At 63.6% G+C, this 25,539-nt stretch carries 22 protein-coding genes and 1 pseudogene; 10 read left to right on the top strand and 13 right to left on the bottom strand.

The features are described 5' to 3' along the window. Positions 1-8: 8 nt before the first annotated feature. The 7 genes from E1J61_RS04770 to E1J61_RS04740 are packed head-to-tail and all read right to left on the bottom strand — an operon-like array spanning position 9 to position 8,230. A complete protein-coding gene (locus E1J61_RS04770) occupies positions 9-1,196 on the bottom strand; it encodes an acyl-CoA dehydrogenase family protein (protein ID WP_133092955.1) in 1,188 nt (395 codons plus the stop codon). A gap of 27 nt (positions 1,197-1,223) precedes the next feature. Beyond that, the gene (locus E1J61_RS04765; protein ID WP_133092954.1) at positions 1,224-2,825 is read right to left on the bottom strand and encodes an acyl-CoA carboxylase subunit beta; all 1,602 of its coding nucleotides are present in this window, start codon (positions 2,823-2,825) and stop codon (positions 1,224-1,226) included. A gap of 2 nt (positions 2,826-2,827) precedes the next feature. Continuing rightward, positions 2,828-3,325 carry an acetyl-CoA carboxylase biotin carboxyl carrier protein subunit gene (locus E1J61_RS04760; protein WP_133092953.1) on the bottom strand — a complete coding sequence of 166 codons (498 nt, stop codon included), beginning with the start codon at positions 3,323-3,325 and terminating at the stop codon, positions 2,828-2,830. Next, entirely contained in the window at positions 3,325-4,812 is a 1,488-nt protein-coding gene (locus E1J61_RS04755; protein WP_133092952.1) for an acetyl/propionyl/methylcrotonyl-CoA carboxylase subunit alpha, read from the bottom strand. Before E1J61_RS04755 ends, E1J61_RS04760 begins: the two co-directional genes overlap by 1 nt. A gap of 5 nt (positions 4,813-4,817) precedes the next feature. Beyond that, a complete protein-coding gene (locus tag E1J61_RS04750; RefSeq protein WP_133092951.1) occupies positions 4,818-6,656 on the bottom strand; it encodes an acyclic terpene utilization AtuA family protein in 1,839 nt (612 codons plus the stop codon). After that, entirely contained in the window at positions 6,649-7,440 is a 792-nt protein-coding gene (locus E1J61_RS04745) for an enoyl-CoA hydratase-related protein (RefSeq protein WP_133092950.1), read from the bottom strand. The genes E1J61_RS04750 and E1J61_RS04745 overlap by 8 nt, the downstream gene beginning before the upstream one ends. Positions 7,441-7,453: 13 nt before the next feature. After that, a complete protein-coding gene (locus tag E1J61_RS04740; protein ID WP_133092949.1) occupies positions 7,454-8,230 on the bottom strand; it encodes an enoyl-CoA hydratase/isomerase family protein in 777 nt (258 codons plus the stop codon). 224 nt (positions 8,231-8,454) lie between these two features. Between E1J61_RS04740 and E1J61_RS04735 the strand changes: the two genes are divergently transcribed. Then, a complete protein-coding gene (locus tag E1J61_RS04735; protein ID WP_133092948.1) occupies positions 8,455-9,054 on the top strand; it encodes a TetR/AcrR family transcriptional regulator in 600 nt (199 codons plus the stop codon). Positions 9,055-9,393: 339 nt separating this feature from the next. Here the strand turns inward: E1J61_RS04735 and E1J61_RS04730 are convergent, their stop codons facing one another. Continuing rightward, complete coding sequence (locus E1J61_RS04730; protein ID WP_133092947.1) at positions 9,394-10,449, bottom strand: medium chain dehydrogenase/reductase family protein; 1,056 nt, start codon at positions 10,447-10,449, stop codon at positions 9,394-9,396. A gap of 402 nt (positions 10,450-10,851) precedes the next feature. On the opposite strand from E1J61_RS04730, the gene E1J61_RS04725 reads away from it, so the two are divergent. Both E1J61_RS04725 and E1J61_RS04720 read left to right on the top strand, forming a co-directional pair. After that, complete coding sequence (locus E1J61_RS04725; RefSeq protein WP_133092946.1) at positions 10,852-12,339, top strand: carboxylesterase/lipase family protein; 1,488 nt, start codon at positions 10,852-10,854, stop codon at positions 12,337-12,339. A gap of 41 nt (positions 12,340-12,380) precedes the next feature. Then, positions 12,381-12,962: an NAD(P)H-dependent oxidoreductase gene (locus E1J61_RS04720; RefSeq protein WP_133092945.1), complete on the top strand. Its 582-nt coding sequence runs from the start codon at positions 12,381-12,383 to the stop codon at positions 12,960-12,962. Between the two features lie 86 nt (positions 12,963-13,048). Here the strand turns inward: E1J61_RS04720 and E1J61_RS04715 are convergent, their stop codons facing one another. The 4 genes from E1J61_RS04715 to E1J61_RS37315 form a co-directional block, all read right to left on the bottom strand. Then, the gene (locus tag E1J61_RS04715) at positions 13,049-13,261 is read right to left on the bottom strand and encodes a hypothetical protein (RefSeq protein WP_133092944.1); all 213 of its coding nucleotides are present in this window, start codon (positions 13,259-13,261) and stop codon (positions 13,049-13,051) included. A gap of 326 nt (positions 13,262-13,587) precedes the next feature. After that, on the bottom strand, positions 13,588-15,036 hold the full coding sequence (locus tag E1J61_RS04710) for an amidohydrolase family protein (protein ID WP_133092943.1): 1,449 nt from the start codon (positions 15,034-15,036) through the stop codon (positions 13,588-13,590). Between the two features lie 16 nt (positions 15,037-15,052). After that, on the bottom strand, positions 15,053-15,955 hold the full coding sequence (locus E1J61_RS37320) for an asparaginase (RefSeq protein ID WP_165971422.1): 903 nt from the start codon (positions 15,953-15,955) through the stop codon (positions 15,053-15,055). Then, positions 15,910-16,743, bottom strand: coding sequence for a tripartite tricarboxylate transporter substrate binding protein (locus E1J61_RS37315; RefSeq protein WP_165971421.1), 834 nt, complete (start codon positions 16,741-16,743; stop codon positions 15,910-15,912). The genes E1J61_RS37320 and E1J61_RS37315 overlap by 46 nt, the downstream gene beginning before the upstream one ends. A gap of 163 nt (positions 16,744-16,906) precedes the next feature. Between E1J61_RS37315 and E1J61_RS04700 the strand changes: the two genes are divergently transcribed. After that, a complete protein-coding gene (locus E1J61_RS04700) occupies positions 16,907-17,806 on the top strand; it encodes a LysR substrate-binding domain-containing protein (RefSeq protein ID WP_243736775.1) in 900 nt (299 codons plus the stop codon). A 302-nt stretch (positions 17,807-18,108) separates the two neighbouring features. Here E1J61_RS04700 and E1J61_RS04695 read toward each other — a convergent pair whose 3' ends face one another. Next, entirely contained in the window at positions 18,109-19,113 is a 1,005-nt protein-coding gene (locus tag E1J61_RS04695; protein ID WP_133092941.1) for a tripartite tricarboxylate transporter substrate binding protein, read from the bottom strand. A 268-nt stretch (positions 19,114-19,381) separates the two neighbouring features. On the opposite strand from E1J61_RS04695, the gene E1J61_RS04690 reads away from it, so the two are divergent. From E1J61_RS04690 to E1J61_RS04665, 6 genes and pseudogenes are all read left to right on the top strand, one after another. Continuing rightward, positions 19,382-20,833: an aldehyde dehydrogenase family protein gene (locus tag E1J61_RS04690; protein ID WP_133092940.1), complete on the top strand. Its 1,452-nt coding sequence runs from the start codon at positions 19,382-19,384 to the stop codon at positions 20,831-20,833. Positions 20,834-20,875: 42 nt separating this feature from the next. Continuing rightward, a pseudogene (locus E1J61_RS04685) lies at positions 20,876-22,419 on the top strand (acetolactate synthase large subunit). A gap of 99 nt (positions 22,420-22,518) precedes the next feature. Further along, the gene (locus E1J61_RS04680) at positions 22,519-23,442 is read left to right on the top strand and encodes an NAD(P)-dependent oxidoreductase (RefSeq protein ID WP_243736774.1); all 924 of its coding nucleotides are present in this window, start codon (positions 22,519-22,521) and stop codon (positions 23,440-23,442) included. 32 nt (positions 23,443-23,474) lie between these two features. Then, positions 23,475-23,930: a cupin domain-containing protein gene (locus E1J61_RS04675; RefSeq protein ID WP_133092939.1), complete on the top strand. Its 456-nt coding sequence runs from the start codon at positions 23,475-23,477 to the stop codon at positions 23,928-23,930. Positions 23,931-23,941: 11 nt separating this feature from the next. Beyond that, complete coding sequence (locus E1J61_RS04670; protein WP_133092938.1) at positions 23,942-24,238, top strand: DUF1330 domain-containing protein; 297 nt, start codon at positions 23,942-23,944, stop codon at positions 24,236-24,238. Positions 24,239-24,330: 92 nt separating this feature from the next. Continuing rightward, the gene (locus E1J61_RS04665; RefSeq protein WP_133092937.1) at positions 24,331-25,194 is read left to right on the top strand and encodes an IclR family transcriptional regulator; all 864 of its coding nucleotides are present in this window, start codon (positions 24,331-24,333) and stop codon (positions 25,192-25,194) included. Positions 25,195-25,539 lie beyond the last annotated feature (345 nt).

Below are 25,539 nucleotides of genomic sequence, written 5' to 3'. Positions count from 1 at the left end.
GGTGCGGGTCAGTGGGCGGCGCGCAGCAATTCCTCGGCGATGATCATGCGGCGAACCTCGCTGGTGCCGCCGCCGATGGTGGCGAGCTTGGCGTTGCGGTAGTGGCGGTTGACCTCGGTCTCCCAGATAAAGCCGGTGCCGCCGTGGATCTGCACCGCCTTGTCGGTCACGTGCAGCAGCATCTCCCCGACCCGCAGGATCGAGGCCGCGCACAGCTTGTGCAGATCGCCCCGTCCGCCACCGCCCTGCTCCAGCGCGTTGCACGCCATCAGCGCCCGATAGGCCAGCGAACGTGCCGCTTCCAGCTCCGTGTACATGTCGGCCAGCATCGCCTGCACCATCTGGAACGAACCGATCGGCTTGCCGAACTGTTGCCGCGTATTGGCATAGTCAAGCGATAGGTCGAGGCAGCGCTGCGCCTCGCCAATGCACGGCAGAGCCAGGAAGGCACGTTCGATATCGAGCCCGCTCATCACCACCGCCACGCCACGGTTCTCGCCGCCGATCAGGTTGCGGGCGGGCACCCGGCACTCGTCGAACACCAGTTCGCCAGTCGGGGCGCCCCGCCAGCCCATCTTGGTGAGTTTCTGCGCGACGCTGAAGCCAGGGAAATCCCTTTCCACGAGGAACGCCGAGATGCCCTTGGCACCTTGCGCCGGATCGGTCTTGGCGTAGACCAGGATCACGTCGGCCACCGGCCCGTTCGAGATGAACATCTTGCGGCCGTTGAGCACATAGTCGTCGCCGTCCTTCCGCGCCGTGGTGTGCATGCTGCCCAGCGCATCCGAGCCGGCCCCCGGTTCGGTCAGCGCCAGCGCCCCCACCCACTCGCCCGAACAGAGCCGCGGCAGGTAGCGCTGCCTCTGCTCGTCGTTGCCATTGCGCAGGATATTGTTCAGGCAGAGGTTCTCGTGCGGCCCCCAGATGAAACCGGCGTTGGCGTTCCAGTAACCAAACGCCTCCGCCACCATGCCGGCGGAGAACAGGTCCATGCCGGATCCGCCGTATTCGGGCGGTGCGGTAATACCAAGGTAGCCGGCGGCGCCAAGCATCGGCATCAACTGCTCGGGGTACCAGTCTTCGTCGTCCATGCGCGGCAGCAGCGGCGCCAGTTCGGCCTTGGCGAAGCGGAATGCCTGGTCGTAGACTTCACGCTGCTCGGGAGAGAGCTCGAACTGCGCAGTCGAAATCGTCATGGTGTCTCCTCACTTGGTGAATTCGCTTCAGATGCGCAGGATGCCTTGCTGCCGCTCGCCGAACGGCGCGTTGAGCGAGGCTGACAGCGCCACCCCCAGCGCGTTGCGCGTATCGACCATATCGAGCACGCCGTCGTCGCGCAGCTCGGAGGTCTGGTAGTACACGCTGTTGCTGCGGGTGTAGTCCTGCTGAATCTGGTCATGGATGGCCTGGATCTCGGTGGGATCGGGCCGCTTGCCTTCCCGCGCCAGCGCGGCGATCCTGATCTGCGAGAGCGTCTTGGCGGCCTGCTCTGCGCCCATGGTCGCGCACTGCGAATGCGGCCAGGCGAACAGGAAACGCGGATCGTAGCCGCGCCCGGCCATGCCGTAGTTGCCGGCGCCGAAGGAGGCGTGGCACAGGACGCTGAACTTGGGCACGCGCACATTGCTCTGGACCATGATCATCTTGGCGCCGTCCTTGGTGATGCCGCGATGCTCGTAGTCGCGCCCGATCATGAATCCGGTGATGTTGTGCAGGAACAGCAGCGGCACGCCGTCACGGTCGCACAGCTCCATGAAGTTGGTGGCCTTCTCCGCCGCCTCGCTGAACAGCACGCCGTTATTGGCGAGGATGCCGATCTTGTAGCCCCACAGGTAGGCGTAGCCGCACACCAGCGTGGTGCCGTAGTCGGGCTTGTATTCGTGGAACAGGCTGCCGTCGACCAGGCGCGCGATGACCTCGCGCATGTCGAACTGCTTCTTGATGTCGTCCGGGATGATGCCGTAAAGCTCTTCCGGGTCGTAGTACGGCGCTTCCGGCTCACGCATGTCCACCGCCTGCTTTGGGCGGCGGCGCAGGGTGCCGACGATCTCGCGAGCCAGCGCGATGCCCTGGGTTTCCGAGTCCACCGCGTAGTCGGCCGTGCCCGAGATGCGCGTGTGCACATCCGCGCCACCCAGTTCGGCCGCGCTGATGTCTTCGCCGGTGGCGGCCTTGACCAGCGGCGGGCCACCCAGGAAGACGCCGCTGGAGCCGCGCACCATGATCGAGTAGTCGGACAGCGTGGGCACGTAGGCGCCGCCAGCAGTGCAATGGCCCATAGCCACGGCGACCTGTTCCACGCCGGCGGCCGACAGGCGGCACTGGCTGTAGAACATATGGCCGCCCTCATGGAAGATATCCATCTGCATGGGCAGGTAAGCGCCCGCGCTGTCGACCAGGTGCACGATCGGCAGACGGTTCTCCAGTGCGATCTTGAGCGCGCGGATGGATTTTTTTGCGCCGAGCGGATAGACGGCACCACCCTTGATGGTGCTGTCATTGGCCAGCACCATCACTTCGCGGCCGTTGACCACGCCAATGCCGGAGACCACGCCGGCGCCCTTGATGTGCGCGTCGTACTTGGCATGGTTGGCCGCAAGCGCTGACAGCTCTAGGAACGGGGTACCGGGATCCAGCAGCAGGTTCAGGCGCTCGCGCACCAGCAGCTTGCCCTGGTCACGCAGGCGCTTGATGTCGCGCTCTGCCCGGTGGTGGCGGACGTCCTCCATCATCGCCAGGAATTCCTCGCGCACGCGCAGATTGTGCGCACGGTTGGTCTGGAAGGACTCGGAGCGCGTGTTGATACGGGATTCGATGCGGCGCATGTTTACTCCCTCCCTGCTTCGAGCCGCACCAGCAAGGCGTCCCGGTCGAATAGGTCACCCTTTGCACAGGGAATTTCCGCGACCACGCCATCGCGGGCCGCTTCCAGGTTGAGTTGCATCTTCATACTCTCGATCACGATCATGGTTTGCCCCGCGCTCACGCGATCGCCCACGGCGACCGCAACCTCGATCACGGTGCCCGGCATTGGAGCCACGCAGAGATCGCCCTCCTCGGCATCCGCCCCGCCGCCCCGGACCGGATCGCGCAGCGTGACGGTCCAGGCACGCCCGAAAGCATGCACATAGGCGGTCTCGCCATGCTGGGCGACCCACACGGCATGGGTGCGGCCGCCCAGCGTGAGCCCCAGCGCGCCGTCCGGCTTGTTCTCCATCATTACGTCAAACACTGCGCCGTCGACCTCGACCCGGCCGCCACGTGCATCGCGCACCAGCGCGACCTGGTGACGCGCACCGGCGCCAACTTCCGCTGTCAGCTTCATCAGTTTCTCCAGGCATGCATGGCGCCATGCACCGCAGGCGGCGCAAAACGTGAATCGGTCAGCGTGCGGTTGGTCAGCAAGGCCGCGGCAAGAACCACGGCAGCCTGTTCTGGCGTAGGCGCCGGCACCTGCAGCGCCGGCTTGTGCTCTTCAAGGAAGCTGGTGTAGGTATTGCCGGCCACGAACTCAGGATGGGCCAGTACGCGTTCGAGGTAGGCGGCGTTGGTGGTGACACCCAACGCAATGGTCTGCTCCAGCACGGCGCGCATGCGTTCGATCGCCTCGGCACGCGTGGCGCCGCCCACGATCAGTTTGGCCAGCATCGGGTCGAACGCCGAGGTCACGGTGTCGCCCTCCTGCACGCCGGCATCCAGGCGGAATCCGTCTGCCTCCGGCGGGCGGAATACCCGCAGCTTGCCGGTGGCCGGCATGAAATCTCGCTCGGCGTCTTCGGCGCACAGGCGGCACTCAATGGCATGTCCCTTCAACCGGACCTCGTCCTGGCCGAAGCCCAGCGGATCGTCTTCGGCAATGCGGATCTGCTCGGCAACGATATCCAGGCCGGTGATCATCTCGGTGACGGGATGCTCCACCTGGATGCGGGTGTTCATTTCCAGGAAGTAGAACGCACCCGAGGTATCGACCACGAACTCCACGGTACCCGCCGACGCATAGCCGACGGCCTTGGCCAGCGCCACCGCCTGGGCGCCCATTGCCTGCCGCAGCGGCTCGTCGACAAACGGCGATGGCGCTTCCTCTATCACCTTCTGGTGGCGGCGCTGGATCGAGCACTCGCGCTCGCCGAGGTGAACGATATTGCCGTGGCGGTCGCCCAGTACCTGGATTTCGATATGGCGCGGGCGCTCGATGTATTTTTCGAGGAACACCCGCGCATCGCCGAACGCGGCTTGCGCCTCGCTCGTGGTGCGCTCGAAGGCGGCACGGCAGGCTGCAGGGTCCGCGTCGTGGATCATGCGCATGCCCTTGCCGCCGCCACCGGCGCTGGCCTTGAGGATGACCGGAAAGCCAATCGCGGTAGCCACGTCGAGTGCATGGTCGGCATTGCGGATTTCGCCGTCATAGCCGGGAATGGTGTTGACGCCGGCCTGCGTGGCGAGGCGCTTGGAGCGGATCTTGTCGCCCATGGCTTCGATGGCATCGGCGCCCGGGCCGATGAAGCGTATGCCCGCGGCGTCGAGCGCGCGGGCAAAGTCCGCGTTCTCGGAAAGGAACCCAAAGCCGGGATGCGCCGCATCCGCGCCGGTGGCGCGGCATGCTGCAAGGATATTGTCGATCGACAGGTACGCGGCCACGGGCGTCGGCCCGTCGATGCGGTAGGCCTCGTCGGCCAGCCGCACCGCGAGCGAGTCCTGGTCCGCCTCGTGATAGACGATTACCGCGCGCTTGCCCAGGCGCCGGCAAGTGCGGATGATGCGCGCCGCGATCTCGCCGCGGTTGGCGATCAGCACCGTGTTGATGGCAGGCATGGCTGTCAGGCTCCGTTTTTCTTGACGCTCGTTGATTTGTCGCCCGCCGCGTACCGCGCGAGCGGCCCCTGCGCCGTGAGCCAGGCGGCCGGCACGCGGACCGGCAGGTCCATCAGCATCTGCGCGTAGCTCTTGCCCTGCGGGTCATAGCGCAGCGAGGCGATACCGCCGCCACCCAACGCCCCGGTCAGCAGGAAATTCAGTGCGTGGAAGCCGGGCAGCTCCCAGCGGCGCACGGCACCGGTGACGTAGTGCCCGAAGAAGGCACCGACCCGTTCCGTGGTCAGTTCGCGGCGCAGCACCGGCAGGAACTCCGGGCGGCGTGCGATGACGCCGATATTGGCGTCGTTGCCCTTGTCTCCGCTGCGGCCCCAGGCCAGGGCGATCAGCGGCACTTCGACGGCATCTGCGGGGGCAGGTTCATCGGGCCCTGCCGCCGGTTCGCACCGTTCCAGCGGCTGGCCGGCCGCGACCGTCACGGCAGTCGCGGTGCCGTCCAGCTCAACTTGCACCGGCACCCGCCGCTTGTCGAGCAGGAAGGAGAACAGCCGCACCACCGGCGATGGTGACGGCCGTCCGCCGAACAGCCCGGTCGTGCCCTGCGCCATGGCCACGCCGGCCTGTGTCATCTCGCGGCCGAAGGCCTCCAGCGCGGTCTTGTCGTCGTGGCGCAGGCCGATCTTCAGCACCACTTCGCGGGCGGAGGCGGCAAAGCGGCCGGTTTCCCCATAGGTATCTTCGGCGCCGATCACCTCGACCGAGGTCTCACGATAATCCGCGCGCCCGGCCGCCAGGTTCAGGCGGCGCGTGCGCTCGATAATGGCCTGCCCCATGCGGCGCGCCTTGGCCGCCGCATCGCGCCCGGCCACCATCATGGTGGCGATCACGCGCCAGCCGTCGGCGTAGGTGGCGCTGACCTTGTAGGTCGGCGTCGGGGTGCGGCCGCGGGCTCCGCTCACGTGTACGCGGTCGGAACCGTCCTGCACCAGTTTTACGTCTGTGAAATCGCAGACCACGTCCGGCAGGATGTACGCGGCGGGATCGCCGATCTCGTAGACGATCTGCTCCGCCACGGTGGCGGGCGTGACCAGGCCGCCGGTGCCAGCCGGCTTGGTCACCGTAAAGGCGCCGTCGGCCGAGCACTCGACGATGGGATATCCCATGTCTTCCCAGCCCGGCACCTCGGCCCAGTCGGTAAAGAGGCCACCCGTGCATTGCGGGCCGCATTCGATGACATGGCCGGCCAGGCTGCCGGCGGCCAGCAGGTCGTAGTCGGTATCGCGCCAGCCGAATTCGTGCATCAGGATGCCTAGCGTCACCGCCGAATCGACGCAACGGCCGGTCAGGACAACATCGGCGTCGGCATCCAGCGCGGTGGCAATGGCGCGTGCGCCCAGATAGGCGTTGCAGCTCTGCAGGTGCCCGGGGAACGGTGCCCCTGTGAACATTTCAACCGGCGCGAGGGTCTTGATCTCATCGATGCGCGGCATCAGGTCGTCGCCCTCGACCACGGCGATGCGCAGCCCCACGCCGGCCGCTGTTGCCGCCTCTAGAAGCGCCTGCCTGCAGGCGCGCGGATTGACGCCGCCAGCATTCGACACCAAACGAATGCCGCGTGCCGCAATGGCGGGCAGCAGCGGGGCCAGGGTCTCGACGAAATCCGGGGGATAGCCCAACGCAGGGTTCTTCCCCCTGGCGCGGGCGAGCAGCGACATCGTGATCTCGGCAAGGTAGTCGGACACCAGATAGTCGATCTTGCCGCTATGGACCAGTTGAGCTGCAGCTTGTGCGCTATCCCCCCAAAAGCCGGAGGAGCAGCCGATAGCAACCTTGCGATCACTCATGGTGCCCCTCCTGCACGCTCGCCCAGCGCGGCTTGCGCTTTTCGGCGAAGGCGACCATGCCTTCGCGCGCTTCTTCGGTGCCGGCCAGCCGCTCGATCATTAATTCGGCGTAGGCAAGGGTCTGGTCCACTGACATGTCCTGCATCAGGTCAAGCGCCTGCTTACCCAGTCGCAGTGCATTGGGCGAGTTGGCCTCGAGCCGTGCCATGACGCCCGCGACATGGCGGTCCAGTTCCCCTGCGGGCACGGCGCGATTGATCAGGTGGTAACGCTCGGCCTCTTCCGCGCTCAGGGGCTCGCCAAGGAAGGCCATCTCCCAATAGCGGCGCCGTGGCAACTGGCGGATCAGGTAAGTGGTGATCATCATCGGGAACACGCCTACCTTGACTTCAGGCGTACCGAAGCGTGCATGCTCGGCGGCAAGCACCAGGTCGCAGGCCGAGACCAGCCCCAGTCCGCCGCCCAGGGCGCTGCCATTGATGCGCCCGATGATTGGCTTGTGGCAGGCGCGCATGGCCCGGTACACCTGTACCAGCGGATTCTCCACGCGCCCCGTGGCGAACGTGCTCCCGGCATTGCCCTTCAGGTCAGCCCCCGCGCAGAAGGTGCGATCACCCGCAGCCGTCAGCACCACCGCACGAATGGCGTCGTCGCCGGCCGCGGCATGGAACGCCTCGGCCAGTTGCCCGGTCATGGCGCGATTCAGCGCGTTGTGGGCATCCGGCCGGTTCAGGGTGAGCCAAAGCGCGTTGTCACGGCGCTCGACAAGAATGGATTCAGACATCGACTCTCTCCAATCAGGAAAAGCGCGAAAAGTCGGGCTCGCGCCGTGCGAAGAAGGCGGCGATGGCTTCCCGCAACTCCTCGGAGGCAAAGCAGATTTCGAGCGCTTTACCCTCGGCCGCCATGGCGGCGGCCAAGCCCGCGCGGTGGCCCATCCTGAGCAGGCGCTTGCTGGCCCGCAGGGAGGCGGGCGGGAGCGCTGCTAGTGCCGCCGCCGTCGCATTGGCCCGTGCTATCAACGCATCCGGAGGTAGCACTTCATTCACGATGCCGGCACGCAAGGCCTTTTCGGCATCAAAAGGCTGTGCGAGCAGGACCAGCTCGTTCGCCAGCCGCATGCCGGCATGCAGCGGCAGCAGGTAGCTGGAGCCAAATTCGGGCACCAGACCAAGTTTTGTGAATGGCAATTGGAACGTCGTCCCGGCGGCCGCGAAAACGAAGTCGCAATGCAACAGAAGCGTCGTGCCGCCGCCGATCGCACTGCCGTGCACAGCGGCAACGATGGGCTTGTCGAAGTCGTCCAGGCGCATCAGCAGCCGAGCGAAGGCCGAGCGGACATAGCCCTCCGGCAACGGCCCCGCCTGAAAGCCGCGCAGGTCGCCGCCGGCACAAAATGCTTCGCCCTGCGCGCGCAGCAGAACCACGCGAGTCTGCTCGTCCTGCTGCGCCTCAAAGAGGCGCTGCTCAAATTTGCAAAACCACGCCTCGTTCATCACGTTGCGTGCTTCAGGCGATCCGAACGTCATCGTAAGCACATGCCCACTGCGTTCAGCGCGAAAATATTCGTTCACGTGTCTCCTCCTTGTGGCCCGGCTCTGGCGCGAGTAGCACGCCCCGGCTGCGGTCTGAGGCAGTCTAGAAGCTCGAAATTAAAAAAGCAAGCGCTTGGTTTATTTGTAGCGTACACTTCAGACCGTGGAACCGAGGGCCGGGGTTAATAACTTACCTAGACCGATGGCGTCAGGCGCCCGTCTAGAATGACGCCCACCCAACTGAGTGACATCGAGCAAGAGATATGGCGCGACCGAAACGCGAAGACATTAATGACGTCAATCGCCGCAATGACCTCGTCATCGCGGCGACATTGCTGTTCAAGGAGAAGGGCTACCACGGCACGACCATGCGCGACATCGCGCGGGCCATCAACATGCAGGCGGGCAGCCCCTTCTATCATTTCGCCAGCAAGCAGGACCTGCTGTTCGCCGGCGTGGAAGAAGGACTGCTGGGATGCCTGGCCGATCTTGAGGCGCTCGATCCCCAGGCAATGCCAGCACTGGATTACTTCCGCGCGCTGGCGCGCGCCCATCTTCGACGCTTGCTCGAAACGCAGGGCGGGATGGTGCCGATGGTGGTGGATGAATGGCGCTACCTGGAAGGCCCGCATCTCGAAGCCGTGCTGGCGATACGCCATCGCTTCGAGGCATTGTGGCAAGCCGCGTTCGCCCGACTTAAGGATGCCGGCCACGTCAGACGTGCCGACGCGATGGCCTGCCGCTTCTTTCTCAGCGCCTTGCATGGCACGGTGCGTTGGTACAGGCCGGACGGTCCATTGTCGCCTGATGAGATTGCCGACGAACTCGTGGATTGCACGCTCTGTGGCGCCGCGGATTGCTAAGGTCGATCAACGGCAAGCCTGAACAGCGTAACTGGCGCCGGTTACTACAAGCCTCGTCAACTTGGCGGCTTCGTGGAACAGGACAGATAATTTGCGCCCGCTAATCAATGCGGAGGACTTATGGTGGCAAATACATAGCTGCCCGTGCGCTTTCCGACCGACGAGGAACCACAAATGACCGTTTGACCTTGGAAGCAGCCGTAGATATTGCCCCAGGTCGAAGGGCGGTTCGGGGTCGGAAACGGAAGTCTGTAGTTGCAGCAGGCCAGCGTTACATGCTCGCCCTTTCCGCCTCAGTCAGGCCAATCCTGACTTGCGAGTTTTCGAGCTTGGCTTCGGTCACCCCATCAACGCCTCGTTGGTCATGAGCACGATTTTGCCGGCCACGCCTTTCTCGCCGAGCAACTCGTGCGCAAGTTTTGCCTCGCTAAGAGAGAATTTCCGAGCAATCAGCGGCTTGATTCTCTCTTGTTGAAGTAGGTCCAGCAGAACAGTCAAGTCCTGCCGGAACAATGCCGGTTTCATCCGCTTGAGCCATTGAATGCTGTAGGGGACCACCCGCTTCCGGCCCGGGAGGAGCCAGCCTCCAACAATACACACACCGAAAATCGCAAGTCGCTGGAAGCGGTTACGGCGCCCCGAGCGACCTGATGCCAGGCGTCCCCCACGTAGCGAGGCAGTAAGGCCATAGGCTACGACTTTTCCGCGGGGATGGAGAGCGTCGCGGGAACGCCAGATGTTGCTGCCGCCGATGCCGTCGAAGACGACGTCTACGCCGTCACCCGTCAGGCGGCGTATCTCTTCCACGAAATCAAGCCTTTGATAGTCAATGGGTATGCCGCCCAGGCCAGAAACCGCCATCGCATCTTGCGATGAACAGGTCCCGTACATTTGCAGCCCGGCGAGGCGCCCAAGCTGCAATAGTGCCGAGCCAACTCCGCCCGCCGCACCGTGAATCAAGACCTGCTGACCCGGCTCGACTTTGGCGCAGCGATGCAACATCTGGTACGCAGTAACGTAGTTCAGTACGAGGCTGACAGCCTCGGCCACGTCCACTCCCGGAGGCACGGGAACCAGTTCGCGCTCAGCCAGGCAGACGAACTCGGCGTATGCGCCGCTGATCGGCAAGGCTGCAATGATCTGACCGGGTTCAACCCCGGAGACCCCACTGCCTAGTTTATCCACCATGCCGACCAGATCCCAACCGGGCGTAAAAGGCAGCGGGGGCGTTTCGGGGTGAAAGCCCTCGCGCATCATTAGGTCGGGTTGGCCCACGCCTGCTGCCAGCACCCTCACCCGCACTTCGCCGACCTTGGGTTCGGGGCATTCCTCCTCCACTACGTGAAGCGCATCGGGCCCGCCGTAGTTGGTGACTATGATGCGCCTGTGTTTCATAGCGTTGGAGAGTATCCGTCTCGTACCACAACGACGTCGCAGATCGGCGACACATAGCGACAAAGCCTTGAGACTAGCCGCTCGTATGTACTCAGCCTCTGCATTAAAACTAGGTGCTATCTCGCCAGCGCTGTTGACCTAAGTCAACGGGGTGGCCTTGACGATTCAGCCTACAGAATGCATTCCATCTGACGCACCAAAGAGCATCACTGATCTATCGACGGACCAAGAATCTGCGTGCCGTTTTTCAAAACGGTGCGAAGCGCGGTTCCCGCCTTGAAACGCGGCCGATGTCGGAGCGGGGGACATCCAGGACTCGCTTTCTCTTGATGCAGCGCAAAGCAGCCACGGCCCTTCATGACTATTCACTATCCAAGTGCCAACCTTTCGGGGGAGCCGGCCATGTACCCGATTGTCGAAACGCGTCTTGGCAAGGTGCGAGGCCTCCGCTGCGATGGCGTGTACGCGTTCAAGGGCATCCCATATGCTGCCCCACCGTTCGGCATGAACAGGCTGCGGCTGCCGCAATCCGCAGCACCCTGGCCCGGCGTGCGGGATGCGCTCTCGTTTGGACCGAAATCGCCACAGATTGCGTACCCGCCCGGCATCGCGGAGGCACTCGGAGAACTCGTTGGCGGCGGCGAGGATTGCCTAACCCTCAACATCTGGACGCCTGAACCCGGAGCACCCGGGCGCCCGGTGTTGGTCTGGATTCCCGGTGGGATGTTCGAGTTCCATGCAACCGGGGCTACCCCTATCTATGACGGCCGCCACTTCGCGCGCGACGGGGTGGTGTGCGTCACGATCAACTACAGGGTGGGCGCGGAGGGCTTCCTGTATCTCGGCGACGGTCTCGCCAATCTCGGACTACTTGACCAGATCGCCGCGCTCGAGTGGGTGCAGCAGAACATTGATGCATTTGGCGGGGACCCAGGCCAAGTCACTATTTTTGGGCAGTCGGCCGGCGGGATGAGCGTCGCAACCCTCCTTACCGTGCCACGCGCGCAAGGGTTGTTTCGGCGGGCCATCGTGGAAAGCGGAAACACACCCCATGTCACTTCGGCCGCCACGGCGAAACGCATTGGCCACAGGCTGGCGGCGCTACTGAAGGTCGATCCCACCAGGGAGGCGATTGCCTCAACCACGCCCGCGCAGGTTCTGCAGGCACAGGTGCAATTGCGCGAGGAACTGACTGCCGATACGGACCCGGCTTTCTGGGGGGAGGTTGCGCTTAGCAGCCTCCCGTGGGCCCCTACGGTCGATGGAGCAATTCTTCCTGCCCCCCCAATCGACGCCATTCGCGCGGGAGCGGCCGCTAACACAGCACTGTTGGTCGGTTCGAATACCGAGGAGACCCGGCTCTTCCTGGTCCCCAGCGGAGCCATAGATCGCATTACCGAGGCCTCCCTCCTGGCGCTGGTGGCCGCGTACGGCCTGTCGGCCGGAGGCCTGAGCGGCTACCGCGCAGCACACCCCACGGCCACCGCCGGTGAGCTGTTCTCGGAGATCCAGACGGATTGGTACTGGCGCATCCCTGCCGTTCGACTCGCAGACGCCCACGCGGCGAATGCCCGGATTTCGACGTACATGTATGAGTTCGCCTGGCGTTCGCCGCAGTTGGGAGGTCGTCTGGGCGCGGCGCATGGGGTGGAGATACCCTTCATCTTCGATACTCTGGGCCCCGGAGCAGAGGCGCTGGTCGGCCCAACACCGCCACAGTCGCTCGCCGACGCGATGCACCGGGCCTGGGTTGCGTTCGCGGTCAACGGCGATTGCGGCTGGCCCACCTACGATCCGGTCCACAGGTCAACGATGCGCTTCGACACGCCGTCTGCCGTGGTAGACGACCCGTTGGCCGTGAGGCTTGCCCTCTGGCACGGCGTGCCTTAGTGCGTCGTACCGCTGGCCTTCCGAACAGCTTCGCCCGCAACATGTCCAAGCGCATCGTGATCATCCAGGGGCATCCAGACCCATCGGGCCAGCGCTTGCTGCATGCGCTGGCGGACGCCTACGCTCAAGGCGCGACCACGGCAGGACACGGCGTACGGCGCATCGAGGTGGCGAAGCTCGACTTCCCGCTGCTTCGCACGCAGGCTGAGTTCGAGACTGGCACACTGCCTCCAGCATTGGAGCGGCCAAGGGAGGACATGCGCTGGGCGGAGCATTGGGTTTTCCTGTTTCCGCTATGGCACGGAACCATGCCGGCGCTATTCAAGGGTTTTCTCGAACACATCTTTCGGCCCGGATTTGCCATGGATTACAAGGAGAAAGGGTTCCCCAGACGACTGCTCGCCGGCCGCTCGGCACGCATCATCGTGACCATGGGAATGCCGGCGCTGCTGTATCGCTGGTACTTTGGCGCATACGGAGTCCGCGGCTTCGAGCGAAGTATGCTGAGTTTCGCCGGGATAAAGCCGATCCGCGAGAACCTGTATGGGCTTACCTTTGCCAACGAGAGGACACGTACCCGGTGGCTGGAAAACATGCGTGCACATGGTGCGCACGGGAACTGACCGGAACTTGGCAGACACATGCGCGCTCCTGGGCAGTTGCCGTCGTTGTGGTGGCTCCCTGCCACCGTCCGTTCATCGGTGCGGATTCAACCGGTGGTTTCCTTCATCGGAGAGGACATGGGGTCGGTCTCGTCGAGGAAGATAACTTCTTGATGAGGAATGTCTGCGTGAACAGGCACTTCATAGCCAGCGAGGTCGGCGAAGTCGGCGTGTGAAAGCAATGTGGCAGGTGGCGGAAGTTGCTTGTCAGCGGTCGTTGACGGCGCGCTGCATCTAATTTGGCAGATCGTCAGCGCCATCCCAGGCGTGACGACCGGCGGCCCGGAATCGGGATGCCTCCTGAGGCAGGGCCTCTAGCCACGCCGGGCACCGCGAAACAGCCTGCCATCATGAGATATTCGTAGGTCAACCCTAGGCGGGTCATCTGGTACTTGATCCACGGAGCAGCGTCAGCGCACTCGTGCAAGATTTCGCCTGCTCTTTGCGCAGCCGCCTCGCTACGGCGTCAGCGCTTGGGATCACCCATACCCTATGGCTGCCAGACCATTGAATGGAATGGAATGGGCGTATCACGATCTGTGACGGGGACCGGGCGGCGAGCCCGGACCTTGATGCACCACACGTTCTATGTTGCGCGCCGGTGTCGCAGCACACTGCCGGCGTGCAGGTCCTTGGACTCGCCGTCCTGACAGGCCAGCTTTCCGTTAACGAACACCGCCTTGATACCAGTACTCACTGCTGTCGGCTGGTCAAATGTCGCCGAGTCGCCCACCGATTGCTCGTCGAACACGACAATATCGGCATAGTGGTTCTCAGCGACGATACCTCGCCCGGCAAGGCCAAAGCGACCCGCGCTCAGCCCGGTCATCTTGTGGACGGCGATTTCCAGCGAAAAGAGCCCCCGATCTCGCGCATAGTGGCCCAGTACGCGAGGAAAGGTTCCCCAAAGTCGAGGATGCGGACTCACGTCATGTGCCAAGCCATCGGAACCGACCATCGTGGCCGGGTACCGGAGGATGCGGCTCACATCGTCTTCGCTCATGGCGAAATAGATGGCGCCCGCTGGTTGCAGGGCCTCGGCAAGCGCCTCGGGCGATGTCCCCCGCTCCCGCGCCAATGCAAACAGTGACCGCCCGGCTGCCCTGGGATCGGCCTTGGACCATGTCACCCGGACATCATCGGACTGTGCAATCCTCGCCGGCAGCAGCATGGTTGACGATGCGTTGTACGGGTAGCAGTCCAGGCAGACCGACTGCTTCCTGCCGGCAGCTTCGATCATGGCCAGCGTTTCCACGGATCGCCCGTGATTGGCCTTGCCGACCAGCTTGTGGTGGGACAGTACGGTCTCGATGCCGAGCGCATGGCCGATCTGCAGCGCTTCGGTCAATGCGTCGACGATGGCGTCGCCCTCATCCCGGATATGCATCGTGATGATGCCCTGGGCATTGGTCAGCGGCGCGCCGACCGCGATCACTTCGGCGGTGTCCGCCGCCCTGGCAGGCGGGTAATAAAGCCCGGTGGACATGCCGATGGCACCCGCCGCGAGCGCGGCGTCGAGATCTGCCGCCATGAACTGCTGCTCCCTTGCCGTGGCGACCCGGTCGAGCCGCTCCATGCGCCTTACCCGCAGCGTCGAATGCCCGACCAGACAGGCGGCATTGACCGCCGGCCCGGACGCCTCCAGATCGTCCAGATAGTCGCCAAAACTCTCGTATCGCCAGGCGCCTGTCCCGAGCAGGTCGAGCGGCGCTGGCGGCGTCCCGGCCGATTGCAGCGGCGCCAGGCTGATCCCGCAATTGCCGGTGATGACGGTCGTTACGCCTTGCGACAGCTTCGGATGCGGACCTTCCGGCGCATCGAGCAGGAGCCGGTCATCGTGCGTATGCACATCGATGAAGCCGGGGGCCACGATGTGCCCGGACGCATCGAAGCGTCTGGCTGCCGGGACACCCGACAGATCGCCAAGGCGAACGATGCGGTCCCCCGCGATACCCACGTCCAGGCGGCGACGGGGTGCGCCAGTACCGTCGATGACGGTGCCGCCTTCGATAATCAGATCCAGCGTCGTAGTCATGCGCTTGCCCCGGAATTCATTGTTGCGCGAAGAACTCTGAGATCTGCCCCAGGTCGCTGGTCTGGGTCAGCGCGAGCATCAACAGGATGCGTGCCTTCTGCGCAGACAGGCTGCCGGTGGCCATGCTGCCCGACAGCTTGGGCGTTACGATGCCGCTCACCGCACGGGAGCTGCGGACAACCGGAATCCCCTTGCTGCCGAACTCCCGAATCAGGGCTTCGTGGTCGGGGCTGGCGTTGCCATTGCCGGTGAAGCCGATGACCACGCCCTGCGCGCCCTCCGCCACCGCATCGCGCACGAGCTGCATTTCCTGCCCCTGGTAGCGATAGACCAGTTCCACCTGCGGCAGCTTGGTGACGGCAGACACGTCGAAGTACAGTTCGCCCTTGGCGCGTGCCGGCTCGAAGTAATAGATCACGCGCTCGCCGGCAATGGCGCCAAGGTAGCCTTGCTCCAGCGCGCCCATCGTGTCGACGTTCAGCGTGTTCATCTTGGTCACGTACCGCGCCGCGCTGATGCGGTCATTCATCACTACCATGACGCCGCGGTCGCGCGAGCCTGGATCGGCGGCCACCATGACCGCGTCGAGCAGGTTGACCGGGCCATCCGCGCTGAGCGAAGTAGCAGGCCGCATCGATCCCGTGATGACGACCGGCTTGCTCGACCGCGTGGCGAGGCTCAGGAAATATGCCGTCTCCTCCATCGTGTCCGTGCCGTGCGTCACGACGACGCCCGCCACCTCGGGTTCCGCGAGCAAGGCGTTCACCCGCTTGGCAAGGTTGAGAATGTTTTCGCTGGTAATGACGTTGCTGCCGACGTTGACGATCTGTTCGGCCCTCACGTTGGCGTAGGCGTGAATCTGCGGCACTGCCTTCAGCAGCGAATCGACGCCGGCCAGGGCGCCGCTGTAATTGGCCATGTCCGTAGGCTGCCGCCCCAGGCCACAATGTCGTAACCGGGCACGCCCGATTCGGCCAGCGTCGGAATCTCGGGGAACAGGCCGCTCCGCTGTGCGCCGGTCACGGCCAGCGCCTTGAGCCGGCCCGCCTTGATATGTGGCGAGATCGAGCTGAGATTGTCGAACATCAGGTCGACCTGCCCGCCCATCAGGTCCTGAATCGCTTGCGGACTGCCGCGATACGGCACGTGGGTCATCGATGTGCCGGTCATGCTCTTGAACAGTTCCCCGCTCAGATGCCCGGTCGTGCCATTGCCGGCCGACCCCATCGTCAACGTACCAGGCTTGGCCTTGGCCAGCGCGACAAGCGCCTGGACGCTGTTCACGCCCAGGTCCTTGCGCACCACCAATGCGTTTTGGACATAGCCAAGCAAGGCGACCGGCACGAGTTGCTTGTCCGGATCGTAGGGCAGCTTTCGGAACAGCGACTTGTTGATGGCGAGCGTGCCGACGTTGCCGTAACCGATCGTGTAGCCATCCGCGGCGGCATTGACCAGGTCCACCATCCCGACGTTGCCTGCCCCGCCCGGCTTGTTGTCGACGATGAACGGCTGTCCCAGAGACACCGAAAGCTCTTCGGCCAGGATCCTGCATACCGCATCCGGCGAGCCGCCGGCGGCGGACGGCACGACGAGCCGGATTGGCCGCGCGGGCCACCCGGCGGCCCGTGACAGGCCCGGCAGGCCCAGTGATGCGGCGGCGAGTCCCAGCTTCATCATCTCGCGCCGTGTAAAGCGTCTCGTGGTCATTGGCCTTTCTCCTGCGTCTCTCTTGTCGTGGGAAACCCCCCGTGTGTCCGACAGATCGTAGATTCGCAATCGGCGTTGGACAAGCCATGTTTCCTGGGGCTAGCATGAAGTATTCTCATGGATGTCCGTACTGAACTCCAGTTGGCCAGCCCCACTTGCCCCCATGAACTTCCACGTACGCGCCCCCTCCACGATGTCACTGCTGTGCCTGGAGGCCAGCGCGCGGCTGCATTCATTCACCGCAGCAGCAAGGGAGCTGCGGCTCACGCAGGGGGCGGTAAGCCGGCAGATCCAGACGCTGGAAGACAGGCTCGGCGTCAGGCTGTTCACGCGCCGGCGCGATGCGCTGGTGTTGACCGACGCCGGCCGCTACTACCTGAACGAGGTTGCGCCGCTACTGCAAAGGCTGGAACGCGCGACGGCCAATGTGATGGCGCTGAAGGGCCGGGGCGGAGCACTTTCGCTATCGGCCGGCGCATCCGTCGGCACGTACTGGCTGATTCCCCGCCTGCCCGGTTTCACGAGAGACCACGGGGAGATCACACTGAATCTCGGCACGCGCGTCGGGCCAGTGGACTTCCGCACCACGGCTGTGGACGCGTCGCTGGAGTTTGGCGATGGACAGCGCGAAGGACTTCACAATGAATTTGTACTGCCGCTGATGCTGTCGCCTTACGCCGCACCGGAATGGATCCGCAGGCATGGTAAGACGATCAGCCCGGATACGCCCCGCTCGGCGCTGATTCACCATCAGACCTTGCCTGACGCATGGGATGAATGGTTCAGGCTCGAAGGCATCGAGGGCGAAGCCACGCGCGAAGGCCCTCGCTACGAGATCATGTCGATGGCGTTAAATGCATCAGTTGCCGGGATGGGCGTAGCGCTACTGCCACCCTACATGGCCGACGACATGATTGCGCTCGGACGATTGAAACGCCTGTCGCCTCGTACATGGCGTTATCCGAAAGGCTACTATCTAGTGTACCCGGAAGAGTCCGCGCAACTGCCATCGCTGCAGGTCTTTAGACAATGGCTCAAGGACCAAGCGAATGAGACGACGTAGGCGCTGCGGCAAGCAGGACTACAGCCAAAAATCCGAAGGTCCGCAATAGGGCCGGTAAGAGCCAGTGAACAACCGATGAGGAGCAGTCCGGCTAATTCGCGCTTCTCGTCAGCGCAATCCAGCTAATCCCGGTTCTAAGACGGCTGAGCGACGGAATTAGCTGTTATCGCATTGATTTTTCGGAAAACGCAGTCTAACGAATCCCGATGAACATCCGGCCACGGATGATGGTTGCGGGAAGCTGATATGGAATCGGACCGCAGGGATCCGGGACAATCCGATGTGGGAGGCCGCTGAGGTGCTTACTCGACGACGATCCCGCGCTGCTTGATCAGCGTTGACAGCCGCCTGCTCTCGTCAGTCAGCAGGTTTCGGAAAGCTGACTTGTCCAGTGCCACCGGTTCGGCGCCGAGTTGCGCGAACCGTTGCTTGAGCACCGGCGAGGCCAACACCTTCTTTAACGCCGTGGAAAAGCGCTCGCTGATGTCGGCCGGGACCTTATTCGGTGACCACACCCCGAACCAGACATCAAGACTCGCATTGCGGATGCCCAGGTCCGCGTATGACGGTGCGTCCGGAAAGAACGGCGACCTGCTCTCGCTCGCCACTGCCAGCAGCTTGACCTTGCCACTTCGGATGTGGGGGAAGCCAATCCCCGGGTCGAATACGACGTCCGTCTGACCGGCCATCACATCCTGCAGCGCAGGGGCGGAGCCTTTGTACGGCACCTGCGTGATCGACGTGCCGATGCTCTGGTTGAATAGCTCGGCGGCGAGATGCGGTGCCGTCCCGGTTCCGGCCGACGCGATGGTGATCTTGCCCGGTTGCGACTTTGCCAAAGCGATGAACTGCTTGGCGTCCCTGGCCTCAAGCGTTGGACGGGCAACCAGATACATCTGGGCGCGTCCGATCGCCATGACAGGCGTCAGATCCCGGGACGGGACGAGATTCGACTTGAACAGATATGGGTTGGCCGTCTCAACCGAGGTGGGCGCAATCAGAAACGTGTACCCGTCCGGCGCCGCCCGCACGACTTCGCCGACCGCGAGGTTGCCGCTCGCCCCCGGCTTGTTTTCGACGATCACTGTCTGCCCCAGTGCTTCATTCAGCAACTGTGCAATGGCACGCGCCATCACGTCCGTTCCGCCGCCGGGAGCGAAACCGACTACCAGGCGGATCGGCCGTGCCGGCCACGCAGGACTCTGGCTTGCCGCCGGAAACGCTGCACCAGCCAGCATGGCGGCAGCCAGCGCCAGTACTGCGCGGCGTGAACGGAAACGAGAAATGGGGCTGAAGCGCTCGGTCATGGTGGTTGTCTCCTGGGTTGTCTTCGCGGTCGGAAGCGACCGTTGGATCGAACCATAGACGGAGCGCTGGAGGTTGTAAATAGGGTTTGATGGTTATCCATAGGATAATTTTTCGCCTAAGCGCCCCTCCCGCCACCCGAGCCAAGATTATCCTATGGATAACGTAAATACCCTATTTACAATCTGACTTCAATGTTCTACCGTTCGGTTCATTGGCAGCGGCCCTGCGCCGGTCTGCCTGCCGCAACGCAAATTAACGAGAGACAACGTGCTTGATAAGAGACTGTTTCATATCGATGGGAAGTGGGTCACGCCCGCGCGGCGCCAAGACCTGACGGTGATCGACCCATCCACCGAACAACCCTGCGCAGTGATATCTGTCGGCGATGCGCTCGATGCCGACCGCGCGGTGCAGGCGGCAAGGCAAGCCTTCTCAGCCTGGTCTCGTACCCGCCCGGGCGAGCGCCTTCGGCTCGTAGAGCGTTTGCTGGAGATCTATGAACGACGCGCTGCGGAAATGGCGCGGATGATCAGCCTGGAGATGGGCGCGCCCTTAGACATGGCGCGCGCCGAACATGTCGGCGCCGGCGCGTATCACATGAGGAACTTCATTACCGCGTTTCGCGCGTTCTCGTTCGAACGTTCCCTCGGCACGCATGCACCCAACGATCGGATCCTGATGGAGCCGATCGGCGTCGCCGGCCTCATCACCCCGTGGAACTGGCCCATGAATCAGGTCACGCTGAAAGTCGTGCCCGCATTGCTGGCCGGATGCACCGTCGTGTTGAAGCCATCCGAGATCGCGCCGCTCTCCGCGATGCTCTTTGCCGAATTCATCGAGGAAGCCGGCTTTCCGAACGGTGTGTTCAATCTCGTGAACGGGGATGGCACGGGAGTCGGCGCGCGCCTGTCGTCCCATCCCGATATCGACATGATCAGCTTCACGGGCTCGACCCGTGCCGGCATCGCCATATCAAAGGCGGCAGCCGAAACGCTCAAGCGCGTGGTGCTCGAGCTCGGCGGAAAAGGGGCCAACCTAGTCTTTGCCGACGCGGATGCGGATGCGGTCAGGCGTGGAGTCCTCCATTGCTTCAAGAATACCGGCCAAAGCTGCAACGCCCCTACCCGCATGCTGGTCGAGCGCTCGGTCTATGCGCGCGTAGTCGACGAGGCCCGGCAAATCGCCGAGAACTTCGCGGCCGAGGCGGCGCGCGCGCCGGGGAAGTTCTTCGGCCCGCTGACCTCGGCGGCGCAGTTCAGGAAAGTCCAGGAGATGATCGAGACAGGCATGGCGGAGGGCGCACGACTTGTTGCAGGCGGCCCAGGGCGTCCCGAAGCGCATGAATGCGGCTACTTCGTGCGGCCAACCGTTTTCGCGTACGTGACCAACCAGATGACCATCGCCCGCGAGGAGATCTTCGGCCCTGTGCTCTCGATCATTCCTTTCGACACCGAGGAAGAAGCGATCGCCATCGCAAACGATACGCCGTATGGGCTGGCCAACTACGTGCAATCGACCGATGACGAACGATGCCGCCGCGTCGCGGGCCGGCTGCGTTCGGGCATGGTGGAGATGAATGGCAGGCCGCGCGCACCGGGATCTCCTTTCGGTGGCATCAAGGCGTCCGGACGTGCCCGCGAAGGCGGGATCTGGGGCATTGAGGAGTTTCTTGAAGCCAAGGCGGTTTCCGGCTGGACGGATCCTGCCCGCTCGCGCTGACCCCACGCGACCCACCTTCAATCGAACCGGAGAACACACAACATGAATGGCGCCGAAAGTCTGGTCACCACGCTGCTCGAGTCAGGCATCGATACCTGCTTCGCAATCCCGGCACCAGCGAAATGCATTTCGTGGCGGCCCTGGATCAGATTCCAGGTATGCGGTGTGTGCTGGGGCTGCAGGAGAACGTCGTTACCGGCATGGCCGACGGCTATTTCCGCATGGCCCGGAAGCCCGCGAGCACGCTTTTGCATTGCGGCCCGGGACTTGCCAACGGCTGGGCGAACCTTCACAACGCTCGCCGCGCAAATAGCGCGGTCGTCAACATCGTGGGAGATCAGGCGACCTATCACCGCCCGTATGATGCGCCCCTCACTGCCGACACGGCCGCGCTCGCGGGCGCCGTATCGGCATGGGTCCGCACGAGCCAGTCCGCAGCTGACGTCGGTCGTGATGCGGCCGCCGCGGCAGCCGCTGCGCGCACCGCGCCCGGACAGATCGCCACGCTGATCCTGCCTTCCGATACGTCCTGGGATGCGGGCGGCGTTGCCGCGCGCGCGTTGCCCGTACCGTCAGCGCCATCGATCGATACGTTTGCCGTCGAAAACGCGGCGCGCATTCTGCGCCAGAACAGCAATGACGTCCTGATCCTGCTTGGCGGCGAATGCGCGCTGCCCGGGGCGCAGGCGCTCGCCTGGCGCATTGCCAGCGCCACGGGTGCGACCCTGAAGTACGAGTACGTGATGGGGCGGGTCTCGCGTGGACGAGGCCGTCTGCCGATCGAGCGGGTGCCCTACAACACCGATCAAGCCATCACCATGATGGCATCGTTCCGGCACATCATCCTGGTCAACGCCAGGCCACCAGTCGGATTCTTCGCCTACCCCGGCAAGCCGTCCCTCCAGTATCCGCGCGAAGCCCAGATCCATCATTTGTCGCGCGTCGACCAGCATCCCGAAGCGGCCCTGCTCGCGCTGGCGCAGGCGCTGAACGCGCCAGTGGTCGATATGCCGCCCGCGCAGCCCTGCCCGGAGATCGTTACCGGTGCACCCACGCCGGAAGGGCTGGCCCAGACGATCGCCGCCGTGATGCCGGAGAACGCGATCGTGTCGGACGAAAGCATTTCGTATGGCCGCAGCTTCTACCGATTCACTCACGCTGCAGCACCACATGACTGGCTTTCACTGACCGGCGGTGCCATTGGCGACGGACTCCCGGTTGCAACCGGCGCGGCGGTGGCCTGTGGGGGCTCGAGACGGGTCATCAGCCTGCAGGCTGACGGCTCGGCGATGTATTCGCTTCAATCGCTTTGGACGCAGGCACGTGAACGACTCCCCTGTACGACGATTCTGTTGGCCAATCGCAAGTACAACATCCTGATCGGTGAGTACAAGAACGTCGGAGCATCACCGGGGCCCACGGCCATGAGCATGCTCGATCTGTCGAATCCCGATCTCGACTGGGTCAGGCTCGCCAACGGCATGGGGGTTGAGGCCGCACGCGCAACGACACTCGAGCAGTGCGCCGATCTCATGAAGCAGAGCTTCCGCCAGGACGGTCCCTTCCTGATCGAACTGTTGATCTGAGTGAAGGCCGGCACTGCAACGTTACCCGAAGCACGCCGCGCGGCACCAACTGCTGGTCGCGGCGCGGGGAGATCTACCCAGATACGGAGACATACGAACGTGAACGAAATTACCCACGTCGGCTTTCTAGGCCTTGGCAACATGGGTGCCGCGATGGCAATGCGGCTTATTCATCCCGGGTGCCGACTGCACGTCTACGACCCTAACGCGGAAGCCGTGTCGCGACTCGTGGACGCTGGCGCGGTAGCGCATGCCAGTCCGCGTTCGGTGGCGGATGCCGCCGCCATCGTCATGGCCTGCCTGCCAAGCGAGGCGGCATGCGAAGCGGCGATTTTCGGCCAGGACGGCGTGGCGGCCGGCAACGCGTTGCAGACGTACGTCGAGATGTCGACCATCGGTCCGACTGCGGTGTCCTCCATCGCACAGAGACTTCAGCGCCAGCATATCGCCACGGTGGACGCGCCAGTCAGTGGTGGGCCGGCCGCCGCGCGTGCGGGCACGCTGTCCATCATGCTGGCCGGCGCGAGCCATGACATTGCGCGCGCGATGCCCTCACTGGATCGCATTGCGAAGACGATTCACAACCTGGGCGATCAGCCCGGCCAGGCACAGGCGATGAAGCTGGTGAACAACATCATGCTGGCCGCCAACATGGCCGTTGCATCGGAGGCGCTGGCGATGGGGGCCAAGGCAGGCCTGAACGCAGACGCCATGGCCGACGTCATCCGATCCAGCACCGGCCAGAGCGCGGCAGCAGACATACTTGCTCGCTTCGCCCTGCCTGGATCGTTCGACTTCGGGGCACACATGTCGATCCTCGCAAAGGATGTGGAGCTCGCCATCACAGAGGCCAGCAATCTGGGCGTCCCGGCGCGCGTTCTGGAGCAGGCCCGGCGCGTCTGGCAAACGGCAATGGAAGAAGGACGCAGCCAGGACGATTTCACTTCGATCATCAAGAGCGTGGAAGAACGCGCCAACGTGCTGGTACGCGGGGCACCACGGCGGCAACCCGCCAATCAGTAGATTTAACAACGACAACACCCACGGAGCAGACCATGGACTCATCCACCGAACACGTTCATTCCGCCACGTCGATTGCCGACGCCGAAGCGCTTGCACAAAGGCTTTCCTATGCCACGCCCGAAACGGCGCCACTGGTGCCGGGACGCCGCTCATTCTTCAAGTATCGGGACCTGGGCGTGACGACTGCCACGGATGGCCGCATGCGCGCGCAGATCACTCTTGCAACGGGCGAAATGCAGCAAACCGGCTGGCACTACCACCTCTGCGATTCGCAGTTCATTTATGCGCTGCGCGGCTGGGTCGACCTGGTCTTCGAGGACGGCCGCCATATTCGCGTCAGCGCCGGAGAATCGCTCCTGATCCCTGGCGGGCTCAAGCACAACGAGCTGGCGATCTCACCAGACCTCGAGCTTCTCGAAGTCTCGGTTCCGGCAAAGATGGGAACGGTGGCCTGCGACCCTCCAGCGAACCTCACCTCATCCTTCTGACGGGAGACGACATGACGAAAGGTTACATTTTTGCCGAGGTGAACATCCATTCCCCCGGCGCGGAGTGGGATGAGTACGCCAGCAAAGTCCAGCCCACGCTGGATTCTTATGGCGGCGTGTTCCTGATTCGGGGAGGTACGCCCAACATCCTCGAGGGCGACGCCAAAACCGGGACGTTTGTGGTTCTGGAGTTCGAGAGCCCTGAGCAGGCCGAAGCCTGGTACACCTCCACGGACTATCAGCGCATTTTGCCGCTCCGCCTCCGCAATGCCGATGCGCGCGTCATCTGCTTGCCCGGAGCTGGCTGAATTGCCGTGTCATCGCCCGTGATAAACTCAAAAGTCGTTTGCGCACCCTGAATCCGAGGTTCGCCCCCCTTCCGAGAGGAGTATCGACGGCTTTGACAAAAGCAAAAAAAACCATCGCAGAACCATCGGCGGTGTCGGCGGACGACCTGCCACCGACTGCTGCCGGCAATGGCGGAGGACGGCGCCGGATTCAGTCGGCCGACAAGGCAACGGAGGTTCTTCTTGCGCTTGTCGAGGCGGGTAAGGCGACACCCCTCCGAGATCTGGCGCGCGCCACCGGCATGCCAAACAGCCTCGCGCATCGCTACCTCGCAAGCCTAATGGCAAGCGGTCTCGCAGTACAGGATGAAATCACCGGTCTCTACGACCTTGGGCCGACGGCGGTACGCATCGGCGCGTCCGCCCTCGCCCGTGTTGATCACCTGCGCCTCGCCAGCGAAGCGATGCCACAGCTAGTTTCTAGCACGGGATTGCCCGCCCTCCTGTGTGTGCTCGGCGATCGCGGCCCCACTATCGTGCGATGGGAACGCAGCTATGTGCCGTTCATTACAACGCTATCGGTGGGCTCGACATTCCAATTAACGAACTCGGCCACGGGCCGCGTACTGCTCGCCTTCACCCCCGATCAGGTCAGGGATGACCTGATCGAGATGGCCGTTTCGAAGAACCATGAACAGCCCCCAGTGAAGTTGCTTGAGCGTCTTTCGACGATCCGGCGAGTCGGATACGACGAAGCGGAATCGGTTCTCATCCCAGGACTGTCAGCCATGAGCGCGCCGATTCTCGATGTTCAGAACGAGGCAGTCGCGTGTCTGACGCTAATCGGCGCAAGCCCAGATGTCCGGCGCATCAAGACAAAGGCAATCAAAGCGCTGCTCGAGGCAAGCGTGAGCATCTCGCGGTCCTGCGGGAGCAATCTGTCGTTCGCCTCTTCATTGCCTGATCCGACAACATAAGCCTGATCTCCTGCATTGCCACCGGATCGTCTGCCAAAACCCGGCATCGCAACTTGCGAGCGACGGTCGCAACACCGACCCGGGCGACCGCTCTTGTCGCGACTTCAGTCAGAACAACTGGACCGGCCGACCGTCGGAGAAGGGCCGAGCGAAACCGTCGAATGGCTGCTCTGCCCAATTTCTACTCTGGCGCAACTTCTTCGCTGAAAATAAGCGAGGTGACTTGAAGAAGATCTATGGGTGCTGAGCGAAAAGCTGTGAGGTGGCGCCAAAGTCTGGAATGGGTCGAGGCCGTGTGGAAACGCCTCTCGAGCCGCACAACGCGCGTTCCTTCCAGTGCTTGGC

Origin of the sequence: Cupriavidus sp. L7L, assembly GCF_004353535.1 — a bacterium.
In the GTDB taxonomy this organism is placed as follows: domain Bacteria; phylum Pseudomonadota; class Gammaproteobacteria; order Burkholderiales; family Burkholderiaceae; genus Cupriavidus; species Cupriavidus oxalaticus_A.
This window is presented reverse-complemented; position numbering and strand designations above follow the sequence as displayed.